The sequence below is a fragment of the Prochlorococcus sp. MIT 1303 genome (assembly GCF_001631965.1).
Classification (GTDB): domain Bacteria; phylum Cyanobacteriota; class Cyanobacteriia; order PCC-6307; family Cyanobiaceae; genus Prochlorococcus; species Prochlorococcus marinus_D.
This window is the reverse complement of record NZ_LVHK01000026.1, coordinates 20,938-37,215: the sequence shown is the minus strand read 5'-3', so window position 1 is coordinate 37,215 and position 16,278 is coordinate 20,938. Positions and strand designations below refer to the sequence as shown.

The 16,278-nt window shown below is 51.1% G+C and carries 15 protein-coding genes and 1 riboswitch; of the genes, 5 read left to right on the top strand and 10 right to left on the bottom strand.

Annotated elements, in window-relative coordinates; all coding sequences use genetic code 11:
* Positions 1-106: 106 nt before the first annotated feature.
* The 6 genes from PMIT1303_RS01170 to ruvB form a co-directional block, all read right to left on the bottom strand.
* Complete coding sequence (locus PMIT1303_RS01170) at positions 107-289, bottom strand: Nif11-like leader peptide family RiPP precursor (RefSeq protein WP_063397182.1); 183 nt, start codon at positions 287-289, stop codon at positions 107-109.
* 2,206 nt (positions 290-2,495) lie between these two features.
* Positions 2,496-3,875 carry a phosphomethylpyrimidine synthase ThiC gene (gene thiC / locus PMIT1303_RS01165; RefSeq protein ID WP_063397181.1) on the bottom strand — a complete coding sequence of 460 codons (1,380 nt, stop codon included), beginning with the start codon at positions 3,873-3,875 and terminating at the stop codon, positions 2,496-2,498.
* 44 nt (positions 3,876-3,919) lie between these two features.
* Positions 3,920-4,023: riboswitch (TPP riboswitch) on the bottom strand.
* A 128-nt stretch (positions 4,024-4,151) separates the two neighbouring features.
* Positions 4,152-4,376, bottom strand: a complete 225-nt coding sequence (locus tag PMIT1303_RS01160) for a DUF3188 domain-containing protein (protein ID WP_063397180.1) — start codon at positions 4,374-4,376, stop codon at positions 4,152-4,154.
* Positions 4,373-5,566, bottom strand: coding sequence for an amidohydrolase (locus PMIT1303_RS01155; RefSeq protein ID WP_063397179.1), 1,194 nt, complete (start codon positions 5,564-5,566; stop codon positions 4,373-4,375). The genes PMIT1303_RS01160 and PMIT1303_RS01155 overlap by 4 nt, the downstream gene beginning before the upstream one ends.
* Positions 5,563-6,375, bottom strand: a complete 813-nt coding sequence (locus PMIT1303_RS01150; protein WP_063397178.1) for a tetratricopeptide repeat protein — start codon at positions 6,373-6,375, stop codon at positions 5,563-5,565. Before PMIT1303_RS01150 ends, PMIT1303_RS01155 begins: the two co-directional genes overlap by 4 nt.
* Positions 6,372-7,430 carry a Holliday junction branch migration DNA helicase RuvB gene (gene ruvB / locus PMIT1303_RS01145; RefSeq protein ID WP_063395114.1) on the bottom strand — a complete coding sequence of 353 codons (1,059 nt, stop codon included), beginning with the start codon at positions 7,428-7,430 and terminating at the stop codon, positions 6,372-6,374. The genes PMIT1303_RS01150 and ruvB overlap by 4 nt, the downstream gene beginning before the upstream one ends.
* Before the next feature lie 51 nt (positions 7,431-7,481).
* Here ruvB and smpB point away from each other — a divergent pair, with 51 nt between their 5' ends.
* On the top strand, positions 7,482-7,979 hold the full coding sequence (gene smpB, locus PMIT1303_RS01140; RefSeq protein WP_011824876.1) for an SsrA-binding protein SmpB: 498 nt from the start codon (positions 7,482-7,484) through the stop codon (positions 7,977-7,979).
* Positions 7,980-8,123: 144 nt separating this feature from the next.
* Here smpB and PMIT1303_RS01135 read toward each other — a convergent pair whose 3' ends face one another.
* On the bottom strand, positions 8,124-10,016 hold the full coding sequence (locus PMIT1303_RS01135) for a hypothetical protein (protein WP_063397177.1): 1,893 nt from the start codon (positions 10,014-10,016) through the stop codon (positions 8,124-8,126).
* Positions 10,017-10,108: 92 nt separating this feature from the next.
* The gene (locus PMIT1303_RS01130) at positions 10,109-10,402 is read right to left on the bottom strand and encodes a hypothetical protein (RefSeq protein WP_197459723.1); all 294 of its coding nucleotides are present in this window, start codon (positions 10,400-10,402) and stop codon (positions 10,109-10,111) included.
* Positions 10,403-11,531: 1,129 nt separating this feature from the next.
* On the opposite strand from PMIT1303_RS01130, the gene egtB reads away from it, so the two are divergent.
* From egtB to PMIT1303_RS01110, 4 genes are read left to right on the top strand one after another with little or no spacing between them, the layout of a single operon-like run.
* Positions 11,532-12,713, top strand: coding sequence for an ergothioneine biosynthesis protein EgtB (gene egtB, locus PMIT1303_RS01125; RefSeq protein ID WP_063397175.1), 1,182 nt, complete (start codon positions 11,532-11,534; stop codon positions 12,711-12,713).
* The gene (gene egtD, locus PMIT1303_RS01120) at positions 12,710-13,663 is read left to right on the top strand and encodes an L-histidine N(alpha)-methyltransferase (protein WP_063397174.1); all 954 of its coding nucleotides are present in this window, start codon (positions 12,710-12,712) and stop codon (positions 13,661-13,663) included. The genes egtB and egtD overlap by 4 nt, the downstream gene beginning before the upstream one ends.
* A 25-nt stretch (positions 13,664-13,688) precedes the next feature.
* Complete coding sequence (locus PMIT1303_RS01115; protein ID WP_063395118.1) at positions 13,689-13,919, top strand: hercynine metabolism small protein; 231 nt, start codon at positions 13,689-13,691, stop codon at positions 13,917-13,919.
* Positions 13,916-14,398, top strand: coding sequence for a hercynine metabolism protein (locus PMIT1303_RS01110; protein ID WP_063397173.1), 483 nt, complete (start codon positions 13,916-13,918; stop codon positions 14,396-14,398). Before PMIT1303_RS01115 ends, PMIT1303_RS01110 begins: the two co-directional genes overlap by 4 nt.
* 1 nt (position 14,399) lies before the next feature.
* Here PMIT1303_RS01110 and PMIT1303_RS01105 read toward each other — a convergent pair whose 3' ends face one another.
* Together PMIT1303_RS01105 and lysS are read right to left on the bottom strand one after the other, a co-directional pair.
* Positions 14,400-14,663: a hypothetical protein gene (locus tag PMIT1303_RS01105; protein WP_006042532.1), complete on the bottom strand. Its 264-nt coding sequence runs from the start codon at positions 14,661-14,663 to the stop codon at positions 14,400-14,402.
* Positions 14,664-14,722: 59 nt separating this feature from the next.
* Complete coding sequence (lysS, locus tag PMIT1303_RS01100) at positions 14,723-16,249, bottom strand: lysine--tRNA ligase (RefSeq protein ID WP_082824410.1); 1,527 nt, start codon at positions 16,247-16,249, stop codon at positions 14,723-14,725.
* Positions 16,250-16,278 lie beyond the last annotated feature (29 nt).

Here is a 16,278-nt window from a genome sequence, read left to right as displayed (position 1 = left end):
ATCTAATTTTACAATAAAATTAGAAATTAAAATAATGAGTAAATTCAATATGCAATCATTATTAAATGCATTTTGAATAGTACCGTAGAGATATGTCTTTTTTATTTCAGCTTACCAGCGAATCCCTCACCCACTCAGTGTATGCTATGCGCAGGTCATCAGTCGTAATCGAAAAACCAGCTACCTTAGCGATATCAACTAGGTCAGCATTTTCTTTCTTAACTTGATCTTGCAGAGTTTTGTCTTGTTTGACTTTAGCTACAAATGCTTTCAGTTGCTCATAGGACATTGAATCTATGCTGCTTTCAATAAGCTAGCAGCTCAGCAAGTATAAAGATACATTCTTAATTAATCAAGATGATCAGTGAAAATGTATTCCAAAAAAGCTAGATTTAGCGAGCATATTCTTGTTTCACAGGTTTAGTACCTTTGTTCCAGTCGAAAGGCTGTTCATGCTATTGCCTTGCTCTTTTTTTAAATCCTTCAACCTCATGCCCTGAGCTACAGCTTGTTGTTTTGAAGAAAATGCTTACTGGTCAGAACTTGCAGTTTTAGATCGATTCTGACCAGTTTTCTAAAAGTAAGCTCGTAAAAGTTCAATCATCAAATGCTATTTGCTTGCTATCTTATTCTCTTGAACCGGGACCTCAAGACTTACTTATTCTGAAGTTAGCTTATGCATAGTTTTGCTAATAATAATCTAGCCATATTACCAATAAAATTCCAAGTAATAATAGAAATCCTTCAAGTCCCGGCATCATAAATAGATTGTTCTATTGAATGGCATGCAACCCTTGACTGAAGCATAGAATAGATAAGAACAAGCCTACCTACGATGTTCTCAGATTTTTTTAGTCAGGCGAATCTTATGACGATGGCTTGCAATGCACTTCTAACGCTCATCATAGGATTTATGATCATCACAGGTCAACAAAAGGCACACTAGCTATTCCATGTAAAATTTAAAATAAGGGTAATGAGCACTGTATTGAACTAATCTGATCAAATAAATGCACAGATGGCTAGATCAATTAATTAGTAACTAGAATATTGATCGATAATATCAGTGGTAAGCGTAACGAAGGCAAGTTTTTATTAAGACATGCTGAAAACTAGAGTTGTTCATTTGAACCAGATGTAGTTATCCCAAGATAAGTTGTGACTCTTGAATAATATCCCGTGTCAAGATTTCGAATAATAAAACTAAAAAGCTCAACTTGTAGGCATACGGTTGCAATAGATCATTATTAGCGCATTGTATCTCTCCATCACTAGCAAGATTTACACTTTTATCCTAAAAACCAAACCCTAAATCAGTTTTTGAAGGAGTATTGTTAGAAATAAGTGGTGGCTTTACTGATTCAGGAAAGCATAAAACTGCTTGTGACCCTGCCAAGCAACCGATCAAAAAGATGCCGAAAACCTGTAAAAGCTTCATAGCTTAAGGATTGAGCTTCCCAATAATAAGCACTATCCAATGCATTGCCAATATCATCATGCAAAAATGTCTAGATCCAATTATTACTAGGGTTAGATATCCTAATCTATCCCTGGAGGTTGCCCTAGACTACATATACTTCATCTCTAAAGTGATTATGAATAGGCTTAACGTCCCATATTTCTAATCATCTAAGCTCTCACTGTGACTTTTTCTGTTGAATACGGTATTTTTTCTAGCAATTAAGATTGATTAGGCTAATTATTTACCACCTCTAACAAAGATCTTGCCTGGAGAGTTAAAATATTTAACACCGCTAAGCCTTCAGTAGATGTCCTGGAACGCAGATGAGTGATTGATTTGACAAAGGCATAATATAAACAATCAATTCGCTAGCTCATGCAACAGCCCTAGTGCAGATATTAGGTATAAACACTTACCAGCAGAGCTGTCTTGCCGCCATGCCCTAGGCATCGGCACCCCTCTTCTAGGGTTTTGCACAAGTCCTTGCGTGGCTGAGGCTATAGCGATCAAAGCAACTTACGGAGAGGCGGGATGTCATCAGCAGTCAATTAAGCATCATCAAATTAAAAATCAGGCCCAGCAAACACACATAGCGCTTCGCCAATGTTGAAAATGATCACAACAATTAGCGAATGAATTGACAGCCAAAAGGCAAGTCTCAGATTAATCCCTGCAGCGGAAATCAATCCGCCAGATGTGTTGACCAAAAAATTCTCAATAAAAGTAAAATTACTGGGCTATAGTTTTTGCAAGAGTCAAATCTAAATACCCAATCATGCAAAATATATAGCACCAAGCGAGAAGCGAGCAGGCCTTAAAGCAGATTGCCATTGCCTTTTTAAAGGTTGGCAATAGGAATGACTTTAACGCAAAATCGCTGGCCATCTATTCATACTTGCCTATAAAAGAAAAACCTTACAAAGGCGAATATTCTAGAATTCTAATATTTTTTCATTGCATCATGGCCAAATGCATTCTCTATGCAGGCATCACAGACGAGTCAAGAAAGTGATAATTTGATTGTTTCACGCTTCTAAGCTGACAACTCAGCTTTCCCTTTACTTTTTAGAGATTTTTCGAGACCTTCGAGATCCTCATCCGTAATTTTGGTCTGCATTGGACAATGCTTTGGACCACACATTGAACAAAACTCAGCTTGCTTGTAAATGTCAGCTGGCAAAGTTTCATCGTGATACTGCTTGGCTCGCTCTGGATCAAGTGAAAGCTCAAACTGTTTGTTCCAATCAAAGTTGTACCTTGCTCGGCTTAATTCATCATCGCGATCTCGAGCACCCGGACGGTGACGAGCGATGTCAGCGGCATGTGCTGCAATTTTGTAGGCAATCAAGCCCTCACGAACATCCTCAGGGTTTGGCAGACCCAAATGCTCCTTCGGGGTCACATAACAAAGCATGGCTGTTCCATACCAGCCTGCCATCGCCGCACCGATGGCACTCGTGATGTGGTCATAACCCGGTGCGATGTCTGTCACCAAAGGGCCAAGCACATAAAAGGGTGCCTCATTGCACTCTTCCATCTGCTTGCGCACATTGAATTCGATCTGATCCATTGGTACATGACCAGGACCCTCGACCATCACCTGCACGTCATGTGCCCAAGCTCTCTTAGTCAATTCTCCAAGGGTCTTCAACTCGGCAAGTTGAGCTGCATCAGAAGCATCGTGCTGACAACCAGGGCGGAGAGAATCACCAAGTGAAAAACTGCAGTCGTAGCGCTTGAAGATCTCGCAGATGTCGTCAAAGCGGGTGAAAAGAGGGTTCTGTCTGTGGTGATAAAGCATCCACTGAGCAAGAATTCCACCCCCGCGACTGACGATGCCTGTCAGGCGTCCCTTCACCAGCGGAAGGTGCTCAATCAACAAACCGGCGTGAATGGTTTGATAGTCGACACCCTGCTGGCAATGCTTCTCAATGATGTGTAGGAAGTCATCTTCGTCGAGCTTCTCAATCGAGCCATGCACGCTTTCCAACGCCTGATAGACAGGCACAGTGCCGATCGGCACGGGTGAAGCATTAATGATCGCCGTGCGCACCTCATCAAGATTGACCCCTCCAGTGGACAGATCCATCACGGTGTCTGCGCCATATTTAACTGCCAGCTCGAGCTTCTTGAGCTCTTCAGCTACATCACTGGCGTTAGGTGAGGCGCCAATGTTTGCATTCACCTTGCAGCTGGAGGCGATACCAATCGCCATCGGCTCTAAATTTGCATGATTGATGTTGGCAGGAATAATCATCCTGCCCCGGGCCACCTCCTCCATGACAAGCGATTCAGGCAAGTTTTCACGCTTGGCCACGTAGTCCATTTCTTGAGTGACAACGCCCTGTCGAGCGAAATGCAATTGCGAAACATTGGCCTGACCCTTACGGGCAGCCACCCAAGAGGCGCGCATGATCAAAAGGCGAAATGGATACCAGGGTTTGGCGAAAAACCAATGATCACGTCATTTCACTTCCCTGCGCCGGCACAACCCGTATCAGGTTCGGAGGGTGTGATCTCAGCCACTCAGAGATTGCTGAGTGGCACCCCTAGTGTTTTGCAAAACCTAGCAGTGGTTTTTGATCCGAGCCGCAATCCATTCCACTAAACGTGCAAAACCGCATGGATCTTGTCCTGCAACGCTTAAAGGTCCAACTGTGATAAAGGCATGGCTGTGTTCAACATGAAGTCAGTGCTCCTGCTCCTCCGTTTGGGTGCTGTGAAGTGCTGCAAGCAGCTTGCTGCGGCGACGGCGGCGGCCCACAGCCCCGCTGATCATTAGACCAGCACCCACCAAAACTGCTGGTATTGACTGCAATCGATCGCTGCCCTTCCGATGCATCAAACAGAGCATGGCCAAGACGATCAGCAAAGGAGCTGCAAGAGATAGCAAGGGATAGCCAAGACGCTTCATTTCCTCTCCAAAGCCAGCCTTGAACGCTCATCCATCCAGGCCAATAGGGTCGCGGTCAGCACCCGAATACCAACTCCAAGACTGCTCTCCTCTAAGCAGAACTGACCATTGTGTAAAGGCGCGCACCCATTAGGACCGCTAACCCCTAATCGGAACATTGTTCCACGGACCTTTTGCAGTAGTTCTGCAAAGTCTTCAGCACCAAGCGAGGGTTGTTCAAGCCGCAACACACGCTCTTTTCCTATTTGAGAAATAGCACAACTTTCCAATAGGTCTGTGAGTTCAGGATCGTTGTAAACAGGCGGCGTAATGCTGCGATAGCGCACGATCGCCTCTGCCCCAAAACTTCCACAGATGGCCTGAACAATCTGCTCGATCCAAGCTGGGAGCTTGTCAAAAACAGCCCCGTCCAAACAGCGGACCGTACCCAGCAGCCGAACTCGATCTGCAATCACATTGAAAGCCTGACCACCTTCGATCTTCCCGAAACTCACCACCACAGGATGCAATGCATCCAAGCGACGACTGATCGCCTCCTGCAGTCCACAAACAACTCGAGCGGCAAGCCAAATGGCATCCATAGCCTGATGAGGCCTTGCACCGTGGCCTCCTTCACCGATCACTTCGATATCCAGCTCTCCCGCCGCAGCCGTCAAGCACCCACTGCGTACACCAATACTTCCAGTCGGCAATTCCGGACAAACATGAACCCCAAACAGGGCCTCGAGGCCATCGGTCGCCCCGTCCATACGCATCCAACGAGCCCCTTCGCACAATTCTTCTGCCGGTTGAAACAACAGCCTTACGCCTATTGGCATCGACTCCTCTTTGGCCAAAACCCTTGCAACTCCAAGACCAATGCAGGTATGCAGATCATGGCCACAGGCATGCATCACCCCCTCTCGCCGTGAGGCATAAACAAGCCCTGTGCGCTCTTCCACTGGCAGAGCATCCATATCCACCCGCAGGCCCACAAACGGACCACCGATTGGCCCCAACTCCGCCAACACACCTGTGCGCCCCACCCCCTCAGAAACCCGCCAACCATCCCCCCGCAACTGACCTGCTACAAGGACTGCCGTCTGATGCTCCTCACCACTCAGTTCTGGATGAGCATGCAGATGGCGCCGCAACTCAATCAGCTCGGGCAAAGCTTGATCAAGACACTCGCTCCAATGAAGAAGAGTCATGGAGCCTCCAACAAAGCAAGAAAATCCATCAGATCAGCTGTGGGCTGTGGTGGCCATCGGCGGATCTGCAACAACCAATCCCGTTGGCGATAGCGGTTATCCAGCCCGACTGCGGCAGTCCAGTGGCTTTCAGCTTCACCAAATGAACCGTAATGCCATAAAAGACCGCTAAGGGCCGCACGGGGATCGGCAAACATGGGATACCGGCGAATCAATGCACGCAGTTCCTTCTCCGCCAGATCAAATTCCCCCAGCTGATAAACCGCTAACGCCTTGCTGGAGCTAGCCATAGCAAAGCCTGGGCTGGCGTCAGAGGCCTTTCTGTAAAGAGCTTCTGCCTGCAACCAGTCGCCCTGAGAGCCCAAAACATTGCCCAGGTTGTAAAGAGCCGATGCATTGACAGCATCGCGCTCAAGAATCCAGTTGTAATCGCTAGCGGCTTGCTGCCAATGATGCAATACCTCCTCAGCAATACCACGGTTGAGATGAGGGTCAAGCTCTGCTGGGGCCAATTCCATGGCCCTAGTCTGATCAACGATCGCACCCTCGGGATCACCCAAAATCAACCTCACATTGCCGCGATTGCTCCACGCGGCAGGCTGCTCGGGCGCAAGCTCAAGAAACTCATCCCAAAGAGGTAGGGCTGCTTGAAAATCACCCTGTCGAGAAGCCTCGAGTGCCTGCTCAAAAAGAGGCTGAAGTGCTGGGGTAGCTGCTCCAGTGAAGGGATCCATGACCAGCAACAGCGCAACTAAAAGCAACCCTGACCATCTAGGCACCCAGTTTTTCAACCCCTGGAGAACACTCATGGCAACTCCGGCCAACCAAGATGGCGTCGCCCCGCGCCAGTCACCACGCGCCCACGCGGAGTTCGCTGCAAAAAACCCAGCTGCAGCAGAAATGGTTCTACCACTGCTTCAAGAGTGGCTGGATCCTCTCCCAAAGCGGCAGCCAAAGTCTCCAAACCGACCGGGCCACCGCCATGAGACTCCAGCAACAAATCCAACAAGCGCCGATCACTAGCATCAAGACCCCGAGCATCGACTCGATGCAAAGTGAGAGCCTCATCCACCAATGCAGCATCGATCAAGCTCTCCTCGCCACAGACACTCGCTACATCACGAACCCGTCGCAGCAATCTGTTGGCGATCCTCGGTGTACCCCTACAGCGACGAGCAATCTCCTGGCAGGCTTGCGCAGTTAACTGCAACCTCAGCAGCCCCGCCGCCCGCTCAACAATCGCTTGCAGATCCTCCAGGCCATAAAACTCCAATCGTTGAATAAGACCGAAACGATCACGCAGCGGCGAGCTAAGGGCACCAGCGCGAGTCGTAGCACCCACCAGAGTGAACGGAGGCAGCTCCAATGCCCTGGTGCGAGCGGTACTGCCCTTGCCCACGGTGAGATCAAGACGCCTATCCTCCATTGCTGGATAAAGCAATTCCTCAGCCACCCTTGTGAGCCGGTGAATCTCATCTATGAATAAAACCTCGCGAGGTTGCAGATTCACCAACAGACCAACGATGTCACGAGGGCGCTCGAGAGCCGGCGCACTGGTAACCCGACACTTAACCCCCAATTCTTCAGCCAAAACCATGGCCATGGTGGTTTTGCCCAAGCCCGGAGGGCCGTAGAGCAAAACATGATCCAAAGCATCGCCTCTGCCCATGGCCGCCTTGACGGCAATCCCCAACACCTGCTTCAACTCACGCTGACCGATGTAGTCCTCCAAACGCTTAGGTCTAAGCCCATCTTCTCGAGCTGGACTGGCCTCTTCAGGCAAAGGTGAAGCATCTACCACCCGAGACTTTGCTGCTGGCGGCTGGGAATCAGCTCGGCCAGCACTGGAAGACACAATCGCCATGTTGGAAGAGTACCGATCCCTGGATAGGGTCGAAAGCATCGGTAAACGCAGATGGCCAAGGGAGGAAACAAAAAAGCGACTGCTGCAGCTCGAGCCGCGGCCAACCGTCTACTCGCGGACAACCGTCTGGCAAGGCATCAATACGAGATCCTCGACACCCTCGAAACTGGCATTGAGTTGGTGGGAACCGAAGTCAAGTCAATCCGGGCCGGCCAAGCCAATCTCCGCGATGGCTTCTGCCTGATTCGCAAGGGCGAACTACAGCTCCACAACGTTCATATCTCCCCTCATAGCCATGCAGGCAGCTACTTCAATCACGATCCCCTACGAACACGCAAACTGCTCGCGCACCGCCGTGAGATCGATAAACTTCGCGGCCAACTCGACAGAAAAGGGCTCACACTGATTCCCCTCAACCTTCATCTGAAGGGTTCATGGATCAAACTCACAATTGGGCTGGGCAAAGGTCGCAAGCTGCACGACAAACGCCAAGAAGAGAAACGCAAACAAGCCGATCGAGAAGTGAAGTCCGCTCTGGCGCGCTACTGATCAGCCAAGGGGGTTAATGAGACTGAACAAAGTTTTCTTTCGCCGAAGCACGAGGCGAGGCAATGTCGGCGTTCTAGAAGGGTGTTCTGACCGACCAAGCAAGCCATGAGCTGAATCCGGCAACGGATTCGGAGTCAAATCTGATCAAGACATAGAAGCTTGCTGATCGGCACGACAAGAGAGGGTAAATAAAGCTGTTGCCAAACCCTCGTTGGTCACCAGCACTTGCACAGGTGAGCCTGCTTCTGGCTCAAGGGTTACCTCGCGCAACGATCCGCGCTCGGCAATGACATCACCCTGCGAGCCATAGACGGTCATCTGCATCAACGGAGTGCCCTTGATTTCGAGTACTAGTCGATGCCCAGCAGGCACCTGAATAGACATCAAGCGCGCAGCCCCAGGAGAAACCCTTGAAGAAAACACAGTGGGAGTTGAAGGTCTGGCCTTGAGGGTTTCGATCTGCACATCAGCCAGGCTGCGCAGAGCTGCCGCATACCAAAACTGCAAATAGGGCTCTGGAGGCTTCTGATCATTGAACGAACCCAAAAGCAGTTTCTGTGCTCCTGCTGTAACCAACTGCTCAATCACACGGCCATGCACCCCCAATTCGCTCAGACGTTCACGCTGCTCCTGCCAGTCAGTGTTCTTCAACTCACCCAAACGCCTGCGCAGCTGAGGCGATAGCTGTTCAATCCTGACCAACCATTCCTCAGCCAAGTCATTCCAGGCCTGGCGCAAGGGAACATCGTCCAGAGCATCGGAGGGGAAGCGACCACCTCTATGAGGGAAACGAGCTAGCACACTGGCATCCACCAACTGCAGAAACCAACTTTGTTTGACCTGCAAAGCCCGCAGCCGACTCAATAACTGCTGCCGATGATCCACCTCTACTGCTGATGGGCTCTCCACTGGGACATTGCCCACGAGATCTCTATCCCTGGCAGGATCCATCCCTAGCGGGGAACTACGACTGAGCAAGAACCAACCAATAGCCGTACCTACCAATGCAGACGCCAACAAGGCACCTACAACAGACCAAAGCCTGCCTTCAGCAGCCTGCTCACGTTCTTCAGCCCGCCGCCGCCGCCGCGACTGATTGGCAGAGCGATGTTCCGTCAAGAGTGATTGAGACGTACGCGAGGGGTGATCGGATAAAGGCACTGCTTGAGGCGCGAGTGCCAGAGTGCCATCTGCTATGGGCTTAGGAGCGATCCTTTCGGGCATGATCACAGCTTGAAGGGCACAGATCACATCCGATGCCTTTTCAAAACGCTGGTCAGGAGCCTCACTCAACATTCGCTCCAACACATGGCGAAAAGACCCATCCATCTCAAAAGACTCTGGCCAGACCCAAGAGCGAACATCACTGTTCCAAAGTTCCTCGGGGCAACGACCAGTCAGCAAAGTCAGTGCTGTAACGCCCAAGCCATGCAAATCCATCCAAGCTTCAGCTGGTTCGGTGCTGCTCTGTGCAATTGAGGCATACGCTGAAGCCACACCACACCAAGGGGAAGTCCCTTGGGGCTGCAGTAAGCCAAAGTCCAACAAAGCCGGCAAGCCGTCCTGATGAAGCCTCAACAGGACGCTGGGATTGATATCACCATGCACCAACCCCTTGGCATGAAACGCAATCAAAGGAGGTAGCAACTGCAAAAGCAACTGCAACACTTCTCCAGCACCGAAGAGCAACTGACGCTCGGCCCTTTGCTGCTGAATCTTTCGGTAAGTAACACCCTCCTGCCAGAAACGCACCGCCCAGAGGCTGAACTCCGCCTCGAACAATTCACCACAACGCGGCAACTGGGGATGGGAAAGGGATTGAAGCTCAGGCCAAAACTTCTGAAAGTGCTGCCTTGTAGGGGCATCGCTGATTTGATGGAGCACCACCGATGTGTCACCTTCGAGGATGTCGACCCCACGCCAAAGCACACCCTGGATCGGCTTCGACTTCTGGATGGTCGCATCCAACCGATAGCGCTGTGCCAGCACAGTGCCGGCAACCACGGCGCTGGGTTCGCTCACGTGAAGCCGAAGCATTGATGGGCTGATCGTACTGATGGCCAACCCATTGCAACCGCTTCCGCAAAGCTAAACAGCAGAATCGACTCGTTTCCAGAAGAAAGATTGCCTTAAAAATAATCTTTATCGCTGAGGATTACGTCGACATAAACCTGCAGAAAAAGGACCAAGACTGTCAACAATAATATGAACCAAACTACATCTAAAGCCCCATGCATGAAAACAGCTGCGATTAGCCCAAGAGCAGTAACCGGTCCCCAGCAAAAATTCATCAGCGGCTTGGCTTCATGGCTCACCTGACAACGCATTAGAAGGCCGTCATCAACGAGTACCAAGCCTGGGCCCGCCACCGCCAATATCAATGCAGCTGCAATCGCGACTAGAATGAGGGAAGTCAACTTCAAGGAATCAATCACGACAAGAGTCAAAGCAAATGCAGCCTTGAGAAATGCAAGAAGCGATGCTCTATGCCTGCATGTCCTATCACTCATCCAACAAAAATAGGGAGATGCAAATACATTTGAAATTGCAAGCTAGATGATTGCAAGAGCAACTAAGACAAAATCAGCACCTACTTCATAAGCCTATAAGTCCACGGCACGGCAAGAACTCCAATCGCAAATCCTGGGAGTGAAGCAACTCAAAACTCTATTGCAACCTTGCTCTATCTAAGCAGTGACTTGACACTGACCAAGATTGTGCCGCCTCAGAAAAGCCCTTGAAAACATCAAAACAAGACAGCCATGAAAAGCTAACCAAAGCCAAACATTGAAAAAGTCAAGATCATTCCAAGCCCAAGAGATAGAACAGCAATGATCAGACAAAAGCTACGCGCGCAGCCGCACGGATATAGATCATTGCAATCGCAAAACCGCGCTTGCCAGAACCACAAAAAATTCTGCTCTACTGAACTAACCTGAACAAACAACTGCACTAGAAACAAGCCAAAATACGAGACCACATTAGCCAAGAGAAATCATCACAAAAAGAGAGAAGAAAAGTCCTATTATTAAATAACTCATGGCAATTAAAGACTTCTCATACGCACATCTAAGAGCAACACACTTGCATCCAGAATCAACACCCAACCAGGAACCAAGCGTACCCAACAACGGACGGCTCAGCACGAATTAATATTTGCGGACAGCAAATTATAACGGCACAGTCATACAAAAGATCGCCTCGAATCAAGCACTAAGAGCACAAATAATAGCATGAAGCCTAGAAGCTGAATTACAATGAACGCGGAAAATAATGGATTCAACTGCCTCCAAACTTTACACTTTCATTTTCAAGTCGAAACAGAAACTTCAACCGCCCTGACTGATGACCAATTCAACCCAAGCAGAACACGCGAACCCAACATATTTTGCGACCAGATCGATCGATGCCACTCAGTAGATTGCCTGGATCGTTTGTCCAAGGGAACTTTCCCTATCAGTGCCCTTCGGTGACCAAGAGCTTTTCTATGACCAGATCCATTCGGCCGTGGTGCTTGGGCCCACAAATGGGGATCAGTAAAACCGTTTCCTCATGCTGAACCTGCTCTTGGCAGTGCGTCAGCGAAGTGAATCGCTGGTTGCACCCCTCGAACCGGAAGATCTCTGCCTTCAGGGCATGGCGGATGCAAGTCCGCCGAAATGGCACCTTGCTCACACCACCTGGTTCTTCGATACCTTTTTGCTTCAGCCCTATCTCAAAGGCTACGAAGGCTGTGATCCACGCTGGAATTATCAATTCAACTCCTATTACGAAGCGGCCGGGGCACGCCATCCAAGACCCTCACGGGGTGTCCTGACCCGGCCGACAATCAGGGAAATCTTGGCGTGGCGGCAACGAGTCGACGCTGCATTAACGCAACTCCTGACCTCTCCGGACGCTGACCAAGAAGACATCCAGCAACTGGCAGAACTGGGTCTACATCACGAACAGCAGCATCAGGAATTGCTGTTGATGGATCTCTTGGATGGCTTCAGCCGGCAACCGTTAGAGCCTGCTTATCAAACTGGCGCCGATCATCATCTGGGACCTTTAGAGCCAACCCAAGCCCGCTGGATCTCCTGCGATGGAGGTCTCTATGAAATCGGCCATGCTGGCGCAGGATTCCATTTTGACAACGAGGGGCCGTCGCATCGCATCTGGCTGGAGGCCTTTGCCCTGATGGATCACTTGGTGTGCAACGACGACTTCAGGTGCTTTATCGCAGATGGGGGGTATCAACGCCCAGAACTGTGGATGAGTGAGGGCTGGGCCGTGCAACAACAACTGGGATGGCAGGCTCCCCGGTACTGGCGCGGCAACGGGCCTGCAGATCAATGGCAGGAAGAATTCACCCTGGGAGGAAGGCGGCGCTTGAATCCACAAGCACCGGTCCGCCATTTGAGCTGGTTCGAAGCCGATGCCTACGCACGGTGGTGTGGTGCTCGATTGCCCAGCGAAGCGGAATGGGAAGTGGCCCTACAACAGCATCAATCTCTGATCCACGATGCTCACGGCAAGCTGTGGCAATGGACGGCAAGTCCTTATAGGCCCTATCCGGGATTCCTTCCCGCCCCAGGCGCTGTGGGTGAATACAACGGAAAATTCATGAGCTCCCAGTTTGTTCTTCGCGGCAGCAGCTGGCTCACACCGGAAGGCCATGGGCGCGACACCTACCGGAACTTCTTTGCACCAGCAAACCGTTGGATGGCCGCAGGACTGCGCCTGGCCCGATGAGCATCGAGCTGATTGACCTACATCCCGCCCCTACGGATCTGAAGCAGCTGGTGCAGTCAGGCTTCAAATGCCAGCCGCGGCAACTGCCAGCTTGGGTGTTGTACGACGCGAAAGGATCACGCCTATTTGCCCAGATCTGCGAACAACCTGAATACGGCCTAACCCGCACAGAGATCAAGCTGCTGGAGGAGCATGCACCAGCCATTGCCAAAGCCGTAGGAGATGGCGTCATCGTGGAATTCGGCATCGGCAATGCCCGCAAGGTTTCCCCCCTACTAAACGCAATCCGGCCGTCAACCTTTGTGGCCCTGGACATCAGCCAAGCAGCTCTAAGGGATTCGCTAACCAGACTCGCCAACACCTATCCGATGGTGTCAATGCTAGGTATCTGCTGCGACCACAGCAGCATGCAAGCGCTACCGCCCCACCCCCGGCTCGAGGGTGTGCGCTGCATCGGCTTTTTCCCCGGCAGCTCCCTAGGCAACTTCACACCAAAAGAAGCAGTGGCAGTGCTTCGTCGGTTCCGAAAGCTGCTTGGAGGTGGTCCCCTGCTGCTCGGTCTCGACCAACCCCGTGATCCAACCCAGCTCGAGGCTGCCTACAATGATGCGGCAGGCATCTCAGCAGCTTTCGCGCGCAACCTGCTGCATCGTCTCAATCGTGAGCTGGAAGCAGATTTCAGACCGGACCACTTCTCTTATCGAGCCCGTTGGCAAGAGGAGTTTCATCGCATCGAAATGGCTCTAGTGAGCCACTGCAGTCAAACAATCGTGATTGACAACAGCACCTGGTCATTCAGCGCCGGAGAACCACTCATCACCGAATACAGCGTCAAATACAACCCACAAGAGGCAGCCAGACTGGCTGAAAAGGCGGGCTGGAGAATCAACCAAAGATGGCACGACTCTGCCGATTCACTCTCGCTGCATCTGCTGGAACCGTCAGACTGAGCTGAGCTGAAAGAAGAAGTGCTAAATGAGCCGAGAGCAGCAACGCCAGAACGTGCGACAAGAGCGTGAAAGCCTGATCCTGGAGCTAGAAGCAATCTACCGAAGGGCTTTTGAACGACTGACAGTGCTTGACCTAGGGGAAGGAAGCTTGGCAAGACTCACCCAACTGTTACTGCACTCGCGTGAGGGCGCTATCAAACCCCTGCAAGAAGAGATCGAAGCCCCACTGATCACTCGTGCCCCAGATCAGTCATGAGCGCAACCTGGCTCGATGAACTGGAACGAGTCTTAGAAGAGAGGTTGACCGACTTCCTCCGAGAGAATCCATATCAGGAGTTACTCCTCCACCAACAACACCAAAAAGACCATTACCAAAACCTGAAAAGGCAGCGACAGCAACTTCAAAAAGAAGCAGAGGAACTTCGCCGGCAACTCCTCACCCTTGCCGACACAGTTCGGGAGTGGAGCACTCGATCGAATCGAGCCAGAAAGGCAGGAGCCTCGGCCCTGGCCGATCGGGCCGATCAACACATAGCCGATTTAATGGAGCAGGGTCGGCAACTCTGGTCCGATTTGGATCAACTGGGCAATCGCTTCAAAGACGTCGAACAGAAATTTTGTGCACTTTCTGAACAGTCAGCAAGAGATAGCTCCACTCTTGAAGAGGACTGGACACGATTCGCAGCCCAACAAGAACTGCAAGAGCTCATGCGCAAACGCGACAAGACTAATTAAGTCAGGCTTTTGGGGCCGGAGGCTCAAGACTCACGTTCTCCGGAGGAGGAGTTGGGTCTGGATCAGCAATCAGCATGTGCTGAAGCACAATTTCTGGACGCTCGCTATCACGCCAGCGAATGCGATAGGCGGGCATCTTGGTGCCGCGACTGGTGGTCTGCTCAACGGGTTCCATCACCCACCCGCGCCTGGATCGACCCTGGGGATTGCGCTTGACCACCGCATCGGCGTGTTTGAAGCGGAAACCTACGCGCTCGCCACTCATAGAAATAGGACCATGCCATTGAGTTAATTATCCACTGCGGCGGTTCCCAACGTTGAAGATTAAGTTTTGAGCTCCGGTCGAAGCAGAGGGAAAGCAATCACATCACGTATTGAAGGGCTATCGGTGAACAACATCACTAAGCGATCGATGCCAATACCCAAGCCGCCGGTAGGGGGCATCCCCACCTCAAGAGCCTGAAGAAAATCCTCATCAACCCCATGAGCCTCCAGGTCCCCAGCCTGACGACGTGCTTGCTGAGCCTCAAGCCGCTGACGCTGATCAAGGGGATCGATTAACTCACTAAAAGCATTGGCTGTTTCCCGACCCACAATGAACAATTCAAAGCGCTCGACCAATCCTGGTTTGCTGCGATGTTGTCGGGCAAGAGGCGAGATCTCAATCGGATAATCGAGCACAAATGTTGGCTGGATCAGACTTAACTCCACTGCTTGTTCAAAGGCCTCATTAAGCAAGCGGCCAACACTATCGGCCTTAGAAGGGACCTCTAGACCTGCCTGCGCCATAGCCGAAGCCGCTACCGCACGGTCAGCAAAACCCATGAAATCAAGCCCCGTCGCCTCTTGCACCAGTTCGTGCATGCTGGCTCTACGCCAAGGGGGCGTTAGGTCGATTTCTATACCTTGATAAGTGATCCTCGTAGACCCACAGATCTGAGTACAAACTGAGGAAATCAGCTGCTCAGTAAGGACCATCATGTCGATGTAATCCGCATAGGCCTGATAGACCTCTACAGAAGTGAATTCAGGGTTGTGGCGGGTACTCATCCCCTCGTTACGAAAGATGCGCCCAAGCTCATAGACCCGCTCAAAACCACCAACCACAAGCCTCTTGAGATGCAGCTCTGTAGCAATACGCAGATAAAGAGGAAGATCGAGTGTGTTGTGGTGAGTAATGAATGGCCTAGCTTCGGCGCCACCGGCCTCAGCCTGAAGCACCGGTGTTTCGATTTCCAAGAAGGCACGATCATCGAGCCATCGACGGATTGCACTCACCATCAATGCCCGGCGGCGAAAAGTCTCACGCGACTGAGGCGACACGATCAGATCCAGATAGCGTTGCCGATAGCGCTTCTCCACATCAGCTAAACCGTGCCACTTATCCGGCAAGGGTTGCAATGATTTGCTCAAGATCTGCCACTGCTGAACCTTCACCGAAAGCTCACCACGGTCAGTGCGACGAAGCACGCCTGTGACCCCAATCCAGTCGCCCGCGTCAACAAGAGTAGTGAGCTGAACAAAAGTTCCTGAAGCCAGCTCATTTGATGCAGCCGCATCAATGGTCGCCTTCTCCAAATACAACTGAATCGTGCCGGTCTCATCCGCCAAGGTATAGAAAGCCAACTTGCCCATGACGCGACGGGTCATCACCCGACCAGCCACAGACACAGTGAGAAGCCTCTCCTCCCCCTTGGCCAAATCAGCATGATCCGCCTGCAAGTTAGCGGTGCGATGGCTTGACTCAAAGCGCAGGGCATAAGGCCCATTCCCCAGCTCTTTGAGGGCTTGTGCCTTTTCCAGGCGAGTCTCACGCAGCTCAGACAAGGCACTCAGGACTGACCTCGCCATCTTGCCGGTCGATGGAGTCGTTGCTCTAC